This window comes from Plantibacter lichenum (assembly GCF_050587525.1).
In the GTDB taxonomy this organism is placed as follows: domain Bacteria; phylum Actinomycetota; class Actinomycetes; order Actinomycetales; family Microbacteriaceae; genus Plantibacter.
Window position 1 is genome coordinate 85,173 of record NZ_JBOBFT010000007.1, and the last position, 17,090, is coordinate 102,262.

General features: G+C 68.4%; 16 protein-coding genes. 5 read left to right on the forward strand and 11 right to left on the reverse strand.

Annotation, left to right across the window (positions count from 1 at the left end):
* Window positions 1–16: 16 nt before the first annotated feature.
* The 4 genes from purU (at window position 17) to ACQ3HB_RS11150 (ending at window position 3,857) form a co-directional block, all read left to right on the forward strand.
* Window positions 17–910 carry a formyltetrahydrofolate deformylase gene (purU, locus tag ACQ3HB_RS11135; RefSeq protein ID WP_430920119.1) on the forward strand — a complete coding sequence of 298 codons (894 nt, stop codon included), beginning with the start codon at window positions 17–19 and terminating at the stop codon, window positions 908–910.
* A gap of 75 nt (window positions 911–985) precedes the next feature.
* The gene (locus ACQ3HB_RS11140) at window positions 986–1,339 is read left to right on the forward strand and encodes a YrdB family protein (RefSeq protein ID WP_430920120.1); all 354 of its coding nucleotides are present in this window, start codon (window positions 986–988) and stop codon (window positions 1,337–1,339) included.
* Window positions 1,336–2,502: an N-acetylglucosamine-6-phosphate deacetylase gene (gene nagA / locus ACQ3HB_RS11145; RefSeq protein WP_430920121.1), complete on the forward strand. Its 1,167-nt coding sequence runs from the start codon at window positions 1,336–1,338 to the stop codon at window positions 2,500–2,502. The genes ACQ3HB_RS11140 and nagA overlap by 4 nt, the downstream gene beginning before the upstream one ends.
* A complete protein-coding gene (locus ACQ3HB_RS11150; RefSeq protein WP_430920122.1) occupies window positions 2,499–3,857 on the forward strand; it encodes an FAD-binding oxidoreductase in 1,359 nt (452 codons plus the stop codon). Before nagA ends, ACQ3HB_RS11150 begins: the two co-directional genes overlap by 4 nt.
* A gap of 146 nt (window positions 3,858–4,003) precedes the next feature.
* On the opposite strand, the gene ACQ3HB_RS11155 is transcribed toward ACQ3HB_RS11150, so the two are convergent.
* The 6 genes from ACQ3HB_RS11155 to ACQ3HB_RS11180 form a co-directional block, all read right to left on the reverse strand.
* Entirely contained in the window at window positions 4,004–5,158 is a 1,155-nt protein-coding gene (locus ACQ3HB_RS11155) for a mannitol-1-phosphate 5-dehydrogenase (protein WP_430920123.1), read from the reverse strand.
* Complete coding sequence (locus tag ACQ3HB_RS11160; protein WP_430920124.1) at window positions 5,155–5,592, reverse strand: PTS mannitol transporter subunit IIA; 438 nt, start codon at window positions 5,590–5,592, stop codon at window positions 5,155–5,157. The genes ACQ3HB_RS11155 and ACQ3HB_RS11160 overlap by 4 nt, the downstream gene beginning before the upstream one ends.
* Window positions 5,593–5,711: 119 nt before the next feature.
* Window positions 5,712–7,301 (reverse strand): PTS mannitol transporter subunit IIBC, encoded by a 1,590-nt coding sequence (locus tag ACQ3HB_RS11165; RefSeq protein WP_430920125.1) that lies wholly within the window; start codon window positions 7,299–7,301, stop codon window positions 5,712–5,714.
* Window positions 7,298–9,061 carry a phosphoenolpyruvate--protein phosphotransferase gene (ptsP, locus tag ACQ3HB_RS11170; protein WP_430920126.1) on the reverse strand — a complete coding sequence of 588 codons (1,764 nt, stop codon included), beginning with the start codon at window positions 9,059–9,061 and terminating at the stop codon, window positions 7,298–7,300. The genes ACQ3HB_RS11165 and ptsP overlap by 4 nt, the downstream gene beginning before the upstream one ends.
* A gap of 7 nt (window positions 9,062–9,068) precedes the next feature.
* Entirely contained in the window at window positions 9,069–9,350 is a 282-nt protein-coding gene (locus ACQ3HB_RS11175) for an HPr family phosphocarrier protein (RefSeq protein WP_430920127.1), read from the reverse strand.
* Between the two features lie 55 nt (window positions 9,351–9,405).
* The gene (locus tag ACQ3HB_RS11180; protein WP_430920128.1) at window positions 9,406–9,717 is read right to left on the reverse strand and encodes a PTS sugar transporter subunit IIB; all 312 of its coding nucleotides are present in this window, start codon (window positions 9,715–9,717) and stop codon (window positions 9,406–9,408) included.
* A gap of 197 nt (window positions 9,718–9,914) precedes the next feature.
* On the opposite strand from ACQ3HB_RS11180, the gene ACQ3HB_RS11185 reads away from it, so the two are divergent.
* Entirely contained in the window at window positions 9,915–11,837 is a 1,923-nt protein-coding gene (locus ACQ3HB_RS11185; RefSeq protein WP_430920129.1) for a BglG family transcription antiterminator, read from the forward strand.
* A gap of 175 nt (window positions 11,838–12,012) precedes the next feature.
* Here ACQ3HB_RS11185 and ACQ3HB_RS11190 read toward each other — a convergent pair whose 3' ends face one another.
* The 5 genes from ACQ3HB_RS11190 to ACQ3HB_RS11210 all read right to left on the reverse strand — a co-directional run bounded on the left by ACQ3HB_RS11190 (window position 12,013) and on the right by ACQ3HB_RS11210 (window position 17,054).
* The gene (locus tag ACQ3HB_RS11190) at window positions 12,013–12,792 is read right to left on the reverse strand and encodes a glucosamine-6-phosphate deaminase (protein WP_430920130.1); all 780 of its coding nucleotides are present in this window, start codon (window positions 12,790–12,792) and stop codon (window positions 12,013–12,015) included.
* The gene (locus ACQ3HB_RS11195) at window positions 12,785–13,696 is read right to left on the reverse strand and encodes an ROK family protein (RefSeq protein WP_430920131.1); all 912 of its coding nucleotides are present in this window, start codon (window positions 13,694–13,696) and stop codon (window positions 12,785–12,787) included. The genes ACQ3HB_RS11190 and ACQ3HB_RS11195 overlap by 8 nt, the downstream gene beginning before the upstream one ends.
* 49 nt (window positions 13,697–13,745) lie before the next feature.
* Entirely contained in the window at window positions 13,746–14,669 is a 924-nt protein-coding gene (locus tag ACQ3HB_RS11200) for a carbohydrate ABC transporter permease (RefSeq protein WP_430920132.1), read from the reverse strand.
* The gene (locus tag ACQ3HB_RS11205) at window positions 14,666–15,625 is read right to left on the reverse strand and encodes a carbohydrate ABC transporter permease (RefSeq protein ID WP_430920133.1); all 960 of its coding nucleotides are present in this window, start codon (window positions 15,623–15,625) and stop codon (window positions 14,666–14,668) included. Before ACQ3HB_RS11205 ends, ACQ3HB_RS11200 begins: the two co-directional genes overlap by 4 nt.
* Before the next feature lie 79 nt (window positions 15,626–15,704).
* Window positions 15,705–17,054, reverse strand: coding sequence for an extracellular solute-binding protein (locus ACQ3HB_RS11210; protein ID WP_430920135.1), 1,350 nt, complete (start codon window positions 17,052–17,054; stop codon window positions 15,705–15,707).
* Window positions 17,055–17,090 lie beyond the last annotated feature (36 nt).

Sequence of the window (17,090 nt, forward strand, 5' to 3'; positions counted from 1 at the left end):
CCAGTATTCTGAATGCGTGACCCCTCCCGAAGCAACCGTCGAAGCCACCACGCCGCGCCCAGCCCACGTGCACTGGGTGCTCACGATCATCTGCGACGACCAGCCGGGCATCGTCCACGCGGTGAGCGGGGCGATCGTCGCCGCACAGGGGAACATCACGGAGAGCCAGCAGTTCTCGAGCGACGACACGGGCCGGTTCTTCATGCGCCTCCAGGTGGAATCGGCTGCAGAACGCGCCGACCTCGAAGCGGCCCTCGCACCCGTCGTCGCGCAGTACGGCCTGGACTGGAAGCTCGACGTCGTCGGCCGCCCGCTCCGCACGCTCGTCCTGGGCTCAACGGCCGCTCACTGCGTCAACGACCTGCTCTTCCGCCAGCGGGCCGGCCAGCTCGCCGTCGAGATCCCGCTCGTCCTCAGCAACCACGGCACGCTCCGCGACCTCGCCGCGTTCTACGGCGTCCCGTTCGAATCGATCCCCGTCACCGATGCGGCCTCCAAAGCAGCATTCGAAGCGCGCGTCATCGAGGTCGTCGAGGAACACGACATCGAGCTCGTCGTCCTCGCCCGGTACATGCAGATCATCTCCCCCGAGCTCTGCGAACGCCTCGCCGGCCGGGCGATCAACATCCACCACTCCTTCCTCCCCGGCTTCAAAGGCGCGAACCCCTACAAGCAGGCCCACGCCCGCGGCGTGAAGCTCATCGGCGCCACCGCACACTTCGTGACGAGCGACCTCGACGAGGGGCCGATCATCGAGCAGAACGTCGTCCGCGTCGACCACTCGCGGAGCCCGTCCGAACTCGTCGCGATCGGCCAGGACGAGGAGAGCCGCACGCTCACGCAGGCCGTCAAGTGGTTCGCGGAGGACCGGGTCCTCCTCGACGGAGCACGCACGATCATCTTCCGGTAGGCGGTTCACCCCTCCGGCGCGCATCCGCACGGAGCGACGACCGGCGGCAGAGGCACGCGCCGGTAGAATCGGCTGGTGCCAGAACGAACAGACGCAACGAAGATCGGTCCGAACGACATCCTGAGGTTCTTCCTCGAGATCGTCGCATTCTTCACCCTCGGGTTCTGGGGTTTCGTGGCGTGGCCGCTCCCCTGGAACATCGTCATCGGCATCGGTGCGCCCGTGCTCGCGATCCTCGTGTGGGCGCTGTTCCTCTCCCCCAAGGCCGTCCTGAAGATCGACCTCTACGGACGCACCCTCGTGGAGCTGTTCATCTTCGGTGCAGCCGCACTGGCGTGGTGGAACCTCGGTCTGCCGATCGTCGCGGCCGCATTCGCACTCGTCGCCGTCGTGAGCGGCGTGGTCAACGGTCGTAAGGAGATCGCATGAGCCTCATCGTCCACTCCGCACAGAAGGTCGACGGCCACGGCCAAGTCGACGATTTCTGGTTCGCTTCAACCGGCGGCGACATCACGGCGACCGGCACCGGCATCGGTTGGCGAGAACACGCCGATGCGGCGGGCGCGGGCGCCACGGTCGTCGACGCGCACGGCGGCTGGCTGACGCCCGGCTTCATCGACCTCCACGGCCACGGCGGCGGCGGATTCGCCTTCGACGACGGCGCAGAAGGCATCCTCGGCGGCCTCGCGACCCATCGGGCGCACGGCACGACCCGCTCGGTCATCAGCCTCGTCTCGAACCCCGTCGACGACCTCGTCAGGAGCCTCGGCGTGATCGCCGACCTCACGGCATCCGACCCGCTCATCCTCGGTGCGCACCTCGAAGGCCCCTTCCTCTCGATCGACAAGAAGGGCGCGCACGAACCGACCGCCCTCATCGAGCCGGCACCCGCCATCGTGGAACGGTTGATCGATGCTTCGCGCGGCACGCTCCTCCAGATCACGATCGCGCCGGAGCTCCCCAACGCACTCGAAGCGATCGAGGTCCTCGTGGAGGCCGGAGTCGTCGTGGCCGTCGGACACACCGACGCCGACGAGGCGCTCACCCGCCGCGCCTTCGACGGGGGCGCCCGCCTCGTCACCCACGTCTTCAACGCCATGAACGGCATCCACCACCGTGCTCCCGGCCCGGTCATCGCGAGCTTCGAGGACCCGCGCGTCACGCTCGAACTCGTGCTCGACGGCCACCACGTGCACCCGGACGTCGCCAAGCTCGTCTTCGCCCAGGCCCCGGGACGCGTCGCCCTCATCACCGATGCGATGGCCGCAGCCGGTGCAGCCGACGGCCGCTACATGATCGGTTCGCTCGACGTCGACGTCGTCGAAGGCGTCGCGCGCCTCGTCGAGGGCGGCTCGATCGCCGGTTCCACGCTCACCCTCGACCACGCACTCCGCCTCGCCGTCGAGATCGGTGTCGCTCCGGCCGTCGCGGTCGAAGCGCTCACCGCGACCCCTGCGCGCGTCCTCGGCCTCCAGGACCGCTTCGGCAGCCTCACCGTCGGCCGCGCGGCTGACGCGGTCCTCCTCGACCACGGCTGGAACGTCCGCAGCGTCTGGGCGGACGGCGTGGCGATCGCGGGGGTCCAGGCATGACCGCGCCCGTCCTCGAACAGCTCCGCGCAGCGCTCGGCGACGCCGTCTCGACCGACGACGCGGCCCTCACGATCGCGCGCGCGGACAAGTCCGGACATGTGACGCCGACCCCTCCGCTCGCCGTCGTGAGCGCCCGTTCGATCGAGGACGTGCAGACGACGATGCGGATCGCCACCGCGACCGGGACCCCGGTGGTCACACGCGGCGCCGGAACCGGGCTCGCCGGTGGCGCGCTCGGGTCCGCCGGTGAGATCGTCCTCTCCACCCTCGCCATGAACCGGGTGCTCGAGATCAACGAACCCGATCTCCTCGCGGTCGTCGAGCCCGGCATCATCAACGGCGACTTCAACGCGCTGCTCGGCGAGCGCGGTCTCTGGTTCGCTCCGGACCCGGCGAGCCGCGCCATCTCGACGGTCGGCGGCAACATCGCAACGGGCGCCGGCGGACTCCTCTGCGCCAAGTACGGCGTGACGCGCGACGCGGTCCTCGGCCTCAAGGTCGTCCTCGCGGACGGGCGCCTGCTGACCCTCGGCCACCGCAGCGTCAAGGGTGTCACGGGCCTCGACCTCACGAGCCTCATGGTCGGCTCCGAGGGAGTGCTCGGCGTCATCGTCGAAGCGACCGTGCGCATCCGTCGCATCCCCGTCGGGGCCGTCGCCACCGTCGCCGCATACTTCCCGAGCGTCGTCGCAGCCGCAGCCGCCACCGCGGCCGTCACGGCGTCGGGCGTGCAGCCCTCCATCATGGAGCTCATCGACCCCAACGCCCTCGCGGCGATCCACCGCTATCTGCGGCTGCCGGCCCCCGCAGTCGGCGAGACGCACGTCGTCATCCAGACCGACGGACCCGGATCGGAAGCCGATGCGGCCGCCATCGCGCAGGTCCTCGTCGCCTCCGGCGGCCGCGCGGAGCTCTCGACCGATGCCGCGACGGGCGAGCACCTGCTGGCCGTCCGCCGCGCTCTGCACCCCTCGCTCGAAGCCATCGGCACGACCCTCATCGAAGACGTCTCGGTGCCGCGCAGCCAGCTCGCCGCCATGTTCCAGGCGATCGCCGAGATCGAGCGGAAGTACGGCATCGTGATCCCCACGGTCGCGCACGCCGGTGACGGCAACCTGCACCCGAACTTCGTGTTCGACGGTGTGGAGGTGCCGGACCTCATCTGGCAGGCCGCCGATGAACTGTTCGTCACGGCGCTCCGCCTGGGCGGCACGCTCACGGGCGAGCACGGCATCGGCCTGCTCAAGAAGCGGTGGCTGGGCGACGAGCTCGGCGCGGATCAACTGGGGTTGCAGCAGTCGATCAAGGCGGTCTTCGACCCGCAGAACCTGCTGAATCCCGGCAAGGTCTTCTAGGCGTCAGAGCACTTCGACAAGCTCAGTGACCGGGGTCTCCGGTCCCCGAGCCTGTCGGAGGGGTGTGCACTTCGACAGGCTCAGTGACCGGGGATCTCCTCAGTGGGGTCTCCGGTCCCTGAGCCTGTCGAAGGGTTCGCGTGCGGTCAGCGGGACGACTGGCGCGCGGAGACGGTCGCGAGAATCGCCGCGTACAGCGGGTGCTCGGGAGCGAGACCCGTGACGTCCTCGACGAAACGTTCCGCGGAGAGCGTGCCGAGCAGGTGCTGCAGCTCGACGCTCTGCTCGTCGTCGGCGACATCGAATTCGAGCGCTGCGCCGACGGCGTCGACCAGCGCGGCGGAGGACAGCCCGCGCTCGGCGAGTTCAGCGGCCGGACCGATGAACCGCTCGGTCCGAGACAGCTTGCGCAACGGCTGACGACCGACACGCTCGACGGTGTCCGGCAGGTGCACGTTCGCGAAGCGCGTGAGGATCGTCTCGCGGTACTCGCGCAGCTCGTCCTCGTCGAGGCCGTGCTTCGCGACGAGCAGACTCGACGTCTCCTCGAGCACACGAGCGACTGCTGCGGCGATCTCGGGGTTCGCAAGCGCCTCGGAGATCGGACCGATGCCGGCACGCGCGCCGTAATAGGCGACCGTCGCGTGACCCGTGTTCACGGTGAAGAGCTTCCGCTCGATGTACGGCGCGAGGTCCTCGACGAAGTGCGCACCGGGCAGGTTCGGCAGCTTCCCGCCGAACGCCGGCGACTCGATGGCCCACTCGAAGAAGGTCTCGACGGTCACGTCGATGCCGTGGCCCTCCGGCTGACCCGGGACGATGCGGTCGACGGCGGTGTTCGCGAACACGGCCTTCGTGGACAGCGACTCCCAGGCGACTTCACCGACGGCGGCACGGACCTCGCTCGCGAGCAGGTCCGTCGCGTTGATCGCGTTCTCGCAGGCCATGACGGCGAGCGGGCCGAGGTCGGCGGAACGACGGTCGAGGCCGCGTGCGATGACGGGCGCGACGAAACGGAGGATCGTGGGACCGACGGCGGTCGTGACGATGTCGGCGGTCGCGATCTCAGCGACGAGCGCCTCCTCGTCCGCAGCGCTGTTGATGGCGCGGAACCCGGTGACGACCGTGTCGGACCCGCCGACGCCGACCTCGTGCACCGTGTACTCGTCAGCCGCGGCGATCTGATCGATCAGGCCGGCGTTGACGTCGGCGAAGACGACCTCGTAGCCGCCCTGGTGGAGGAGCAGACCGACGAAGCCGCGGCCGATGTTGCCCGCGCCGAAGTGGACGGCCTTCGTCATTCGTTGACCTCGCCGAGCAGGGCGTAGAGCTCTTCGGGGGTGGATGCGGCGAGGAGCTTCTCGACGTCGTCCTCCTCGGAGAAGATGATGGCGATCTTCGACAGGATCTCCATGTGACCCCCGTCCTTGCCGGCGATGCCGACGACGAAACGGACGTCGTCGCCGCCCCAGTCGATCGTGTTCTCGTAGCGGACGAAGGACAGTGCGGACTTCAGGACCGCGTCCTTGGCGTCGTTCGTGCCGTGCGGGATCGCGAGGAGGTTGCCCATGTAGGTGGAGACGGCCTGCTCGCGGGCGAGCATGGCGTCGTAGTAGTCGAAGGTGACCGCGCCGGCCGCTTCGAGGATGTCGGCGGCCTGCCGCATCGCCTCTTCCTTCGTCACCGGTTCGGTGACGATCTTGATCTGCTCCTGGGTCAAAACCTGCGACGTCATGTCATCCTCTGCGTTCGTTGCGGGTGGGTGGTGGCCCACCCGGTGAAGGGCGTGTGGAACCGGTGGGTTCCCGCCGGCGAGCGCCCTTCGCACTCGCCGGCGGGAATTCGATCCCGGGGCTAGTGTGCACCCTCCTCGCGGAGCAACTCCACAACCTCGTCGTACTTGGGGCTGTTCATGAAGTTGTCCACGGACATGTGCACGGCGCTCGGCGTCCTGGCCTGCGCGCGCTCGGTGAGCTCGCGCTGGGTGATGACGAGGTCGATGTCGTCCTCGAGGTTCGCGATCGCCTTGTTGGTGACGGTGACCTCGTCGATGCCGGCCTTCTTGATTTTGTTGCGGAGGACGCTCGCGCCCATCGCGCTGGACCCCATGCCGGCGTCGCAGGCGAAGACGATGTTCCTGATCGGCTTCCGCTCGAGGGTGGCGACGAGGCCCTCCTCGGTGACGTTGGCGCCGGCCGCCGCGCTGTCGGCGGCGAGGTTGCCGAGGACGCTGGACTTCTTGCCCTTGGCGGCTTCGGTCGCTGCGACAGCCGCCGTCAGGTCGCCCGCGTTCTCGTTCGCGAGGTCGCGCTTGCGGCTGGCCCGCAGGATGATCGCGGAGATCGTGAACGAGACCGCCGCTGCGACGATGACCGAGAGGATCACGCCGACGTAACTGTCCGGGGCCGTCTGGATGAGCACGGCGATGATGCTGCCCGGCGATGCGGGTGCTCGCAGTCCCGTGTTGAACGCCACGTTCGTTGCGACACCTGCCATGCCGCCGCCGATGGCGGCGAGGACGAGCATCGGCTTCATGAGCACGTACGGGAAGTAGATCTCGTGGATGCCGCCGAAGAACTGGATGATGATCGCGCCGGGTGCGGATGCGCGTGCCATGCCCACGCCGAACACTGCGAAGGCGATCAGGATGCCGACGCCGGGGCCGGGGTTGGCCTCGAGGAGGAACAAGATCGATTTGCCGGACTGCTCCGACTGCTGCACACCGAGCGGGGTCAGCACGCCATGGTTGATGGCGTTGTTCAGGAAGAGGATCTTGCCCGGTTCGATGAAGATGCTCGCGAGCGGCAGGAGCGAGTTGGCGACGAGCCAGTCGACGATGCCCTCGAGCCAGTTGCTGACCGCTTCGATGATCGGCGCGATGCCGAAGAAGGCGCCGACCGAGAGCAGACCACCGAGGATGCCTGCGGAGAAGTTGTTGACCAGCATCTCGAAGCCGGCCTTGATCTTGCCCTCCCAGAGCTTGTCGACCTGCTTCATGAGCCACGCGGCGAGCGGGCCGATGATCATCGCACCGATGAACATCGGGATGTTGCTGCCGACGATGACACCCATGGTGGCGATGGAGGCGACGACGCCACCGCGCTCACCGTAGATCATCCGGCCACCGGTGTTCGCGATGAGGAGGGGCAAGAGGTAGGTGATCATCGGGCCGACGAGGCCGACGTACTGCTGGAACGTTGTGCCGTCAGGCGCCTGGGCGAGCGCCGTGGCGGCGCCCTGCCAGCCGATCTGACCGGCATCGCCGAAACCGCCGAGGATGCCGTTGGGCAGCCAGCCGGTGGCGATGAAGAACGCGGTGATGAGACCCCAGGCGATGAATGCCGCGATGTTCGGCATGACCATGCCGGAGAGGAAGGTGCCGAACCGCTGGACACCGACCCGGACACCTCCCGGCTTCCGTGGTGTGGACGTCGTTGTCGTCATGATGTTGCCTCTTTCGTGTTGTCGCCGGTCGCGGTGGAGGCCGCGACGGGCTTCGGGATCGAGCCGTCGGCGGTGGGGGTCGCCTCCGGCGTCGTGTTCGGGTGTGCTGCTGCTGTTGCCGCCGCGCGGGCTCCGGCTGCGCTATCGGCGGCGAGCGCCGCCTGTGCGAGCCGTTCGGCGTCGGCCGTCGTGTACTGCTTCAGTGCGTGCCGGACGTCGGCGAGAGCCGACGGCGACATGGACAGGCTCGTCGCGCCGAGCCCGGTGAGCACCACGGCGAGGAGTGGATCCGCCGCGGCTTCACCGCAGATCCCCACAGGCTTTCCGAGTCGTCGCCCGGCTTCACCGACGAGCTGGACGAGACGGAGGACCGCGGGGTGCCACGGGTCTTGGAACGCGCCCACCGAACCGAGGAGCCGGTCTGCGGCGAGCGTGTACTGGGTGAGGTCGTTCGTGCCGATGGACGCGAAGTCCGCGTGCTGGAGGACACGGTCGGCCAGGAGCGCGCTCGAGGGGACCTCGACCATCACCCCCGGCGTCTTCAGACCGTATTCGCGGCACAGTTCGACGAAGTAGACGGTCTCCTCGACGGTCGACACCATGGGCGCCATGACCCAGAGATCCGCTGACGTCGCCGCATCGGCCTGGGCGAGGGCGGTGAGCTGCTCGCGCAGGATGTCCTCGCTCGCCCGGAGTGCGCGGAGGCCGCGAAGTCCGAGCGCCGGGTTGTCCTCGTGCGCGTCGTTGAGGAAGGCGAGGGGCTTGTCAGCTCCTGCGTCGAGGACGCGGACGACGACCTTCTTGCCGGGGAACGCGTTCAGGAGCTTCTCGTAGTGGACGCGCTGCTGCTCGACCGTCGGCGCGAGGGCCTGGTCGAGGAAGAGAAACTCGGTGCGGAACAGGCCCACGCCCTCCGCACCGAGCGAAGCCGCATCATCGGCGTGCTCGGCCGATCCGAGGTTCGCGAGGAGCGGGACGGGGGTGCCGTCGGCGAGGACACCTGGGACGACGGGGGCGCTGACGATCGCGAGGCGGTCGGCGATGCGCTGCTCGGTCTCCGCGACGAGCGCAGCGTCCGGGTTCGGGGTGACGGTGCCGGTGGCCGCGTCGATGACGAGCACGGTGCCGTCCTCGAGATCCGCAGCCTCCGTGACGCCGACGATCGCGACGATCGATTTCTCACGGGCGAGGATCGCCGTGTGCGAGGTGGGGCCTCCGTCGCTCGTGACGAGGCCGAGGACCTGGTCGAGGTCGAGGAGCGCGGTGTCCGCCGGGGCGAGATCGCGGGCGACGAGGATGAAGGGGTGCCCTGGGTTCGGGACGCCAGGCGCGGGGACGCCGAGCAGGTTCGCGATGACGCGCTGCGAGACGTCGTCGAGGTCGGCGGCCCGCTCACCCAGGTACCCGCCCATGGCGGCCAACTGGTCGCGGAACGAGGCGAAGGCCGCGTGCACGGCGAACTCGGCGGTCTTGCCGTCGGCGAGGCGCGTATCGATCTCCTCGGCGAGGGTCGGGTCCTCGGCCATCATGGCCTGGGCTTCGAGGACGTCGCGTGCGGCGCCGCCTGCGGCCTCGCCCCTGGCTTCGAGCTCACGGGCGACGGCGGCGAGCGCCTCGCGGGTGCGGGTGGTCTCCGTCGCGACGTCGAGGGTGCTGGCGGCATCGTCCGGGGCGGGCAGTGGTGCCGCCATCCGTGCGACCGGGCCGACCGCGGAACCCTGCCCGATGCCGATGCCCTGGTGGTGCGTGGTGGTGCTCATGGGGTTCCTACTGCTCGTCGTGGTCGGTGACGAGCAGTTCGGCGAGGGTGTCGAGGACCGCTTCCGACTCGGTGCCTGCGGCGTCACCGTCGACCGTGAGGGTCACGTAGTCGCCGTGTTCGATGCCGAGCGAGATGACTCCGAGGATGCTCGCGCCGTTGACGGCCTTGCCTGAACCCTTCGAGATCGTGACCGCGGACCCGGACTTCGTGGCGGCCTGGGTGAAGAGCTTCGCGGGACGTGCGTGCAAACCGTGCGACGAGCCGATGCGAACCGTGCGAGTGGCCATGGGGACTACCTCCGTGCTGTGGTGGATCGTGGGTGGTGAAAAGACTGTGGACACATCACGCGGACGCTGTCCGCGCACCGAGCGCGAGGTCGAGGGCCCGGTCGCCGCCGTTCTCGCCGAAGACGTCCTCCGGGAGGAGCGCCACGGCAGCGTCGTGCCGGCCGGCCTGCTCCGTGATCGCGTGGAGGCGACCGCCGAGGTGCGATCCGACGAGGACCACGTCGACGTCCTGCAGGCCGTCGCCGAGCATGGATTCCTGCCCGGCCGATGCCGTCACCGCGATGCCGCGGGCCTTCGCCGCGGTCCGGATCCGGAGCGCCACGAACGTACTCGACGCACCAGCGCCACAGACCACCAGGATCTTCATCGACCCGCCTCCAGAAACCGCCGAACCTTGCACCGTCATCGTGCACCCCTCGCCGTCCCCGGCACCACCAGATCGTCTTCCGCCCGGGCGGAAAGGTTCTCGAATACGCGACGGCCGACGGCTGGAGATGGTTGACTCGTTGGGAAGGACTGCAGAACGGTCATCGTCGACGGATCGAGTCCGAGTGGGAGTGGGACGTGGCACGCGAGAAACATGAACGGATGCTCGGCCATCTGGCCAAGCGCGGTTCGTGGACGACGGCCACGGAACTCGCCGACCTCCTGGGCGTCACTCCCCGCAGCGTCCGCAGCTACGTCACGGCCGTCAACACGCGCGCCGCACCGCACGACGTCGTCGAATCCGGGCCGTCCGGCTATCGGCTGAACGCCGACGGCTACGCCGTCTACCGGCAGCGAGCGGCGTCCGCCCACGAGTCCGAGACGCCCAAGGACCGCCTGTACGGTCTCGTCCGGCTCCTCATCGCCTCGCCACAGGGCATCGACGTGTTCGAGACGGCGCGCAGTCTGCACGTGAGTGAATCGACCGTCGAGGGCGATCTGACGAGGGTCCGTTCGATGCTCGCGGAGACGACGCTCACGCTCGAACGGTCCGGCAGCACGGTCACGATGACGGGCGGCGAGACCGAACGCAGGCGCCTGCTCAGTCGGATGTTCCGTGATGAGACGGATCGCGGCCTCGTGGAACTCGAAGCCCTGCAGCGGGCGTTCGCGCCTGCCGAGTTCGGTCCGTTCAAGGGCGAGCTCATCGCATCGCTCACGGACCGCGGCTACTACGTCAACGAGTACGGCGTCGCGAACGTGCTGCTCCACATCGCGATCGCGGTCGACCGCGTCGCGAAGGACCGGCCCGTCGAGGTCGTCACGCACACCCCGCAGACGCCGGAGGTCGACGTCATCGCCGTCGACCTCGCCAGGCTCGTGACCCTCCACTTCGACGTCACGCTGAGCGACGCGGACCTCGTCTACCTCGCCTATCTCCTCGTCACACGGGTCATCACGCCGGGCAGCGGTGCTCCGGCGGAATCGATCGTCGACGACTACGTCAACGCGGGCGACCTCGCGGCGGTCCGCGAAGCCGTGCGGCGGGCGGGCGAGGAGTACCTCGTCGACCTCTCGGACGAGGACTTCATCGTGCGGCTCACCCTCCACGTGCAGAACCTCATCCGCCGGGCCCACGACCAGTCGTACTCGCGGAACCCGCTCACGCGCTCGATCAAGACCTCGTACCCGATGATCTACGAGCTCGCCGTGTTCATCGCGAGCCAGCTGCAACGGCACGGCTCGATCGTCATCAACGACGACGAGATCGCCTACATCGCGATGCACGTCGGCGCGCAACTCGAACAGAATGCGCTGAAGGACACGCTCCTCGGGTGCACGATCGTGTCCCCCGGCTACTACGACATGCACGAGGTGCTGCGGACTCGCGTGGAGACGCTGCTCGGCGACGTGCTCGACGTGCGTGCCGTCGTCACCCGGAGCGACGTCGACTGGTCGTCGATCGACACGGAGCTCGTCCTGACGACGATCGAACCGCCGACGCCGGCGGACGGCATCGTGCTCATCCAACCGTTCCTCACGGCCGGCGACGTCGAACGCGTCCGGACCGCCGTCAGCCGTGTGCGACGGGCCGTCCGCCTCACGAGCATCAAGGACGAACTGCTCCAGTACTTCCACCCGGAGCTCTTCGTCCGCAACGCGTACGCGAAGGACGAGGAGTCGATGATCCGGCTCCTCGGCGAGCGGATGATCGCGCGCGGCGTCATCGACGAGGGCTATGTCACCGGCGCGATCGAGCGGGAGCGGATGTCGTCGACCGCGTTCACCGACACCCTCGCGGTGCCGCACGCGATGGCGATGAGCGCGACGTCGACGGCCATCGCGATCGCCGTCAACGAGACGCCCATGGACTGGGGCGGCGCGCGGGTCAGCGTCGTGGCGCTCGTCGCGTTCAGCGAGAGCGATCGGGCCGCGTTCCAGACCGTCTTCGATCAGTTCGTCGAGGTGTTCTCCGAGCGCGCGAGCGTTGCGCGGATCATCCGGCGCTCGGACGACTTCGGGAGCTTCATCGACGAGCTCGTGCACGTCATCGACGACTGAGGCGCCGCTTCCCCACTTCGACAGGCTCAGTGACCGGAGAGCGGCCCCAGTGACCGGAGAACGGCCTCAGTGACCGGAGAACGGCCTCAGTGACCGGAGAACGGCCTCAGCGACCGCACAGCGACAGGCTCAGTGACCGAGGTCCGGTCCCTGAGCCTGTCGATGGGTGAAACGCCTAGATGCCCTGCCAGGAGGGCTTGTTGGCGTACGTGTAGCGGTAGTAGTCCGCGTGCTGCAGCTTCGACGCGGCCGCCTCGTCGACGACCACGGTCGTGTGCGCGTGCAGCTGGACGGCGGAGCCGGGGACGTTCGCGGCGAGGGGGCCCTCGAGGGCGGCGGCGACCGCATCGGCCTTGCCCTCGCCGAAGGCGAGCAGCACGAGGTGCTCCGCGCGGAGGATCGTGCCGAGGCCCTGCGTGATGCAGTGCATGGGGACGTCGTCGATCGAGTCGAAGAAGCGCGCGTTGTCGCGACGGGTCTGCTCGGTGAGCGTCTTCACGCGCGTGAGCGAGGCGAACGACGAACCGGGCTCGTTGAAGCCGATGTGGCCGTCGGTCCCGATGCCGAGGATCTGCAGGTCCACTCCCCCGGCCGCGCGGATCGCCTTCTCGTAGTCGGCGCCGGCGTGCTCGATGGTCTCCGCTGCCCCGTTCGGCGTGTGGATCTGCGACGGGACGAGTCCGACGGGCTCCACGACCTCGCGCGTGATGACCGCGCGGTAGGACTCCGGGTGACCCTCCGGCAGGCCGACGTACTCGTCGAGCGCGAAGCCCTGGACGCCGGACAGATCGAGTCCGACGACCTTCTTCGCGAGCGCTTCGTAGACGGACAACGGGGTGGATCCGGTCGCCAGACCGAGCACCGCCCGGGGGTTACGGGTAATGAGCGAGACGATCGCTCCCGACACGAGGTCGCCTGCCGCAGCGGCGTTCTTCACAATCACAACTTCAGCCATGCGATAACTCTCCTACACCGACGAGCGCAGCACCAATCGCGGCGACCGGGGATCCGGACGGCACGAGTTCGACCCGGTCCTCGAGGTGCAACGAGGCGAGGAACGGGGAGTCCAGGGCGGACTCGACGAGCGCGTCCCGGACGACGATCTGGAGGCGTTCGCCGAGGGAGCTGAGGCCCCCGCCGATGACGACCTGGTCGACGTCGACCGTGAGCGCGAGGATGCGGAGCGCGGCTGCGGCGCCGTGTCCGAGCCGTGTGCGGAGGGCGATGGCGCGCTCGTCGCCGCGGTCCGCCGCGTCGAAGAGGTCGAGGACGGGGAACTCGTGCGAGCCGCCCCATTCCTTCGACAGCGAGCCGCCGGATGCGAGCACCTCGACGCAACCGTACTGGCCGCACGCGCAGCGGGGACCGTCGGGGTCGACCGAGATGTGACCGACTTCTCCCGCGATGCCCGTCGAGCCCCGCCAGAGGCGGCCGTCGACGACGAGGCCGGCGGCGACGCCCGTCCCGAGGTTGAGGTAGGCGAGCGAACCGGTCGCGCCGAGGAGGTGCGCTGCGCCGAGCGCCGCGGCCTTCACGTCGTTCTCGACGCTCACCGCGAGGCCCAGTCGGTACGCGAGGATCCCGCCGAGGTCGAGGTCCTCGATCTCGAGGTTCACGGCGTGCGCGACTCTCCCGCTCACCGCGTCGACCATGCCGGGGATCCCGATGCCGATGGACGCGAAGCCGTTCACGGGCACGTCCGCGAGCGCGGCGAGCTCCTCGACCGCGAGCATCGCCGTCGCGACGACCTGTTCCGGCCCGAGGCCCGTCAGCATCCTCACGCGGTGCAGGAGGCGTCCTTCGGCATCGATGACGACGGCGTCGGTCTTCGTGCCGCCGATGTCCAGTCCGACCCTCACGAGAGCTCACCGACGGGCCGCCGCGCCGCGGCGGTTCCGAGTCCGGCCATCAGCCCTTGACCGCCCCGCTCACGAGCCCGCTCGTCAGGCGACCCTGGACGAACAGGAAGAAGATGATGACGGGGACGGCGACGAGCGCGGATGCGGCCATGACCTGGCCCCAGTCGATCGCGCGCGTGGAGCTCTGCATCACGAAGCCGCGCAGCCAGAGCGGGAGCGTCTGCGTCTGCTGGTCCATGAGGACGAGGGCGACGGTGAACTCGTTCCAGCACTGCAGGAACGCGTATACGCCGGAGGCGACGAGGCCGGGCGCAAGCAGCGGGAAGGTGATCCGCATGAACGCCTGGGTGCGGCTCAGGCCGTCGACCATGGCCGCCTCCTCGAGTTCTGCCGGGATGCCGGCGACGAACCCGCGCAGCATCCACACCGTGAACGGCACCACGAACGCGATGTAGAGCAGGCTCAGACCGACGATGCTGCCCTTCAGACCGAGCGTCGACATCATCTTGTACTGGGCGATGAAGAGGCCCTCCGCCGGCAGCATCTGCACGATGAGGACGGCGAGGATGAACGTCGTCCGACCCTTGAACCGGAATCGGCTGATCGCGATGGCGGCGAGGAACGCGAAGATGAGGCAGGCGAAGACGGCGGTGAGGGTGACACCCGTGCTGATGCCGAGCGCCGTGAAGAACGAGCCGTCGGCGATCGCCGCGCGGAAGTTCCCGAGTGAGGCCTCCACGGGGAAGAACGTCGGCGTGAACGATTCGAGGTAGCTCTTCGGCAGCAGCGCCGAGTTGATCATCCAGTAGACGGGGAAGACCCAGATGAGGCCGAGGACCACGGCGAGTGCGCCGAGGAGCGTCTTGCCGACCTTGCGCTTGGCACGGCCGGGGCGGCCTCCGCTCACGCGCGCTCTGGGCGCTTCCGCGACGGGGACGCCGGGCGTGCCCGTTTCGATGAGGGTTGCGGTCATGACTGCTCGTCCTCCTTGAGGAGACTGCGGATGTAGAACCAGCTGAGCGCGATCGTCAGCGCGAGGACGAAGAGCGCCATCGCCGAGCCCTGACCGAAGTCGAGGCCGGCCACACCGGACTTGTAGATGTAGGTGCCGAGGAGGTCGAAGTCGGACCCCTTCGAACCGGCGTCCTGCAGGAGCGTGATCTGCGTGAACACACGGAGGTCCCAGATGAGCTGCAGGAGGAGCACGATCGCGATGACGGGCCGGATCGTCGGGAAGATGATGTCCTTGAAGCGCTGCCATCCGCCGGCGCCGTCGAGGGCCGCGGCTTCGAGGACCTCGTCGGAGACCTGGGTCAGGGCGGCGTACGCGGAGAACGCGACGAACGGCACCGACATCCAGATCACGATGATGCTCGCGACGACGAAGAAGGTGCTGGGGGTGCCGATCCAGTCGAACCGGTGCATGTCGACGCCGGGGATCATGTCGAGCAGGTAGTTGATGGCGCCGCGGCGGCGGTCGAAGAGCCAGATCCACACGGTCGTGGCGGCCACGACCGGCATGGCCCAGGCCAGGAGCAGGCCGATCTGCAGGGTCAGTCTGGCCGCCTTGCCGATGGCCGTCATGAGCTGGGCGAACAGCATGCCGATCACGAGCGTGATGAACGCGGTCGCGAGGCAGAAGACGAGGGAGCGCACGACGACGCCCCAGAACTCCGGGTTGGTCGCGACGGCGATGTAGTTGTCGAGTCCGACGAACGGCGGGGCCTGCCCACCGAGTTGTTGCAGCGCCCCGTACTTCTGGAACGAGGTGACGATCTGCCAGATGACGGGATAGCCGAGTCCGAAGAGGAGGATGGCGATGGCCGGGATGAGCAGCATGTACGGCGCGAAGCGCTTGCGGCGGCGGTTCTGGACCGCGGTTCGGGTGATGGTGGCGCGCGGCGTGCGTTGCAGCGTCGACGAGGTCACGTGCGTCCTCCGTTCGGTTCGAGTTCGGAGTTCGGACCCCGCCGCGCGTGCGACGGGGTCCGAACCGTGGAGGGCTGGATCAGCCGTTGATGATCTTGTTGATCTTGTCGTCGTACTCCTTGGCGAGGGCCTTGATGTCCCCACCGCCGGCGACCTTGCCGAAGAACTCCTCGAGGTACGACTTGCCCTCGACGGCTGCCCAACCGGGTGCGGCCGGCGTCAGCTTCGAGTGCAGTGCGGAGTCGACGAGCGCCTTCGCGAACTGGTCGTCGCCGAGCGAGGAGACGTAGTCGGTGTTCGCCGGGCCGAGGCCGTTCTTGCCGAGCATCTCCTGGTACGTGTCGGAGAAGATGATGCGGAGGAGTTCCTTCGCACCGGCCTGCTTCGCGCTCGTCTTGGAGATGGCGATGTTGGATCCGCCGGCGAAGACCGGGGCGGGCTTGCCGTCGTTGCCTGGCAGCGGGAAGACGCCGAAGGTGTCGTCGTTCCAGGTGCGGACCTCGACGGGTGCGCCGTTGGCGTCGACGACCGCGTTGCCCGCGTCGTCCTTCTTGTCGCCCGTGAAGTCACCGATGGACCAGTGGGCCCAACCCGGTGCGATGATCGTCGCGGCTTCGGGAGCGCCGCCGTTGCGGTCATTGTTGATGTTGACCCACGGCGTGCTGTCCTTCTCCGTCACAGGAGCGTTGGACGCGTCCGTGAACAGCTGCTGGAACTGCTCGAGGCCCTTCTGCGTGTCAGCGGAGGAGAGTGCGGACGCCCACTTGTCGCCGTCCTTCGTGGCGAGCTCGCCGCCGTTGGCGAAGACCCACGAGACACCGTTGCGCCAGTCCTCGCCGCCGATGTAGAAGCCGGACTGTGCGGGCGTCTTCAGCTTGGCGACGTCGGCGTTGAACTCGTCGAGCGTCTTCGGCTCTTCGAGGCCGGCAGCCTTCCAGATGTCCTTGCGGTAGGTGATGTAGCGCGAACCGAAGTAGTAGGGCAGTGCGTACTGCTTGCCGTCGACCTCGCCGACCTCGACGAAGGAGTGGAGGAGCTTGTCGCCGCCCAGGTCCTTGTAGATGGGGCTCAGGTCGGTGAAGGATCCGGCGTTCGTGAAGGTCGGCGACCAGGTGTTGCCGATCTCGGTGACGTCGGGGGTGTTCTTCGCGTCGGGGAGCTGGTTGGTGAGCTTCGTGAGCGCGTCGCCCCAGCCCTGCTCCTCGATCGTGAGGGTGCCGCCCGTGGCCTTCTTGTACTCGGAGATGAGGTAGTCGCGGAGTTCCTGGGGCGTGTCGCTGCCCATGACCCAGAACGTGACGTCCTGGTCCTTCGCGCCCTTGGCGTCGAAGCCGCTGGCTTCGCTGCCCGCTGCACCGCCGGTTGAACAGCCGGCGAGCGCGATGGCGGATGCCGTGACCAGCGCGAGGATACCGAGCTTTCGCTTCATAGTGATCTTCCTTCTCTTGGTGCTGTCAGCGTGGCC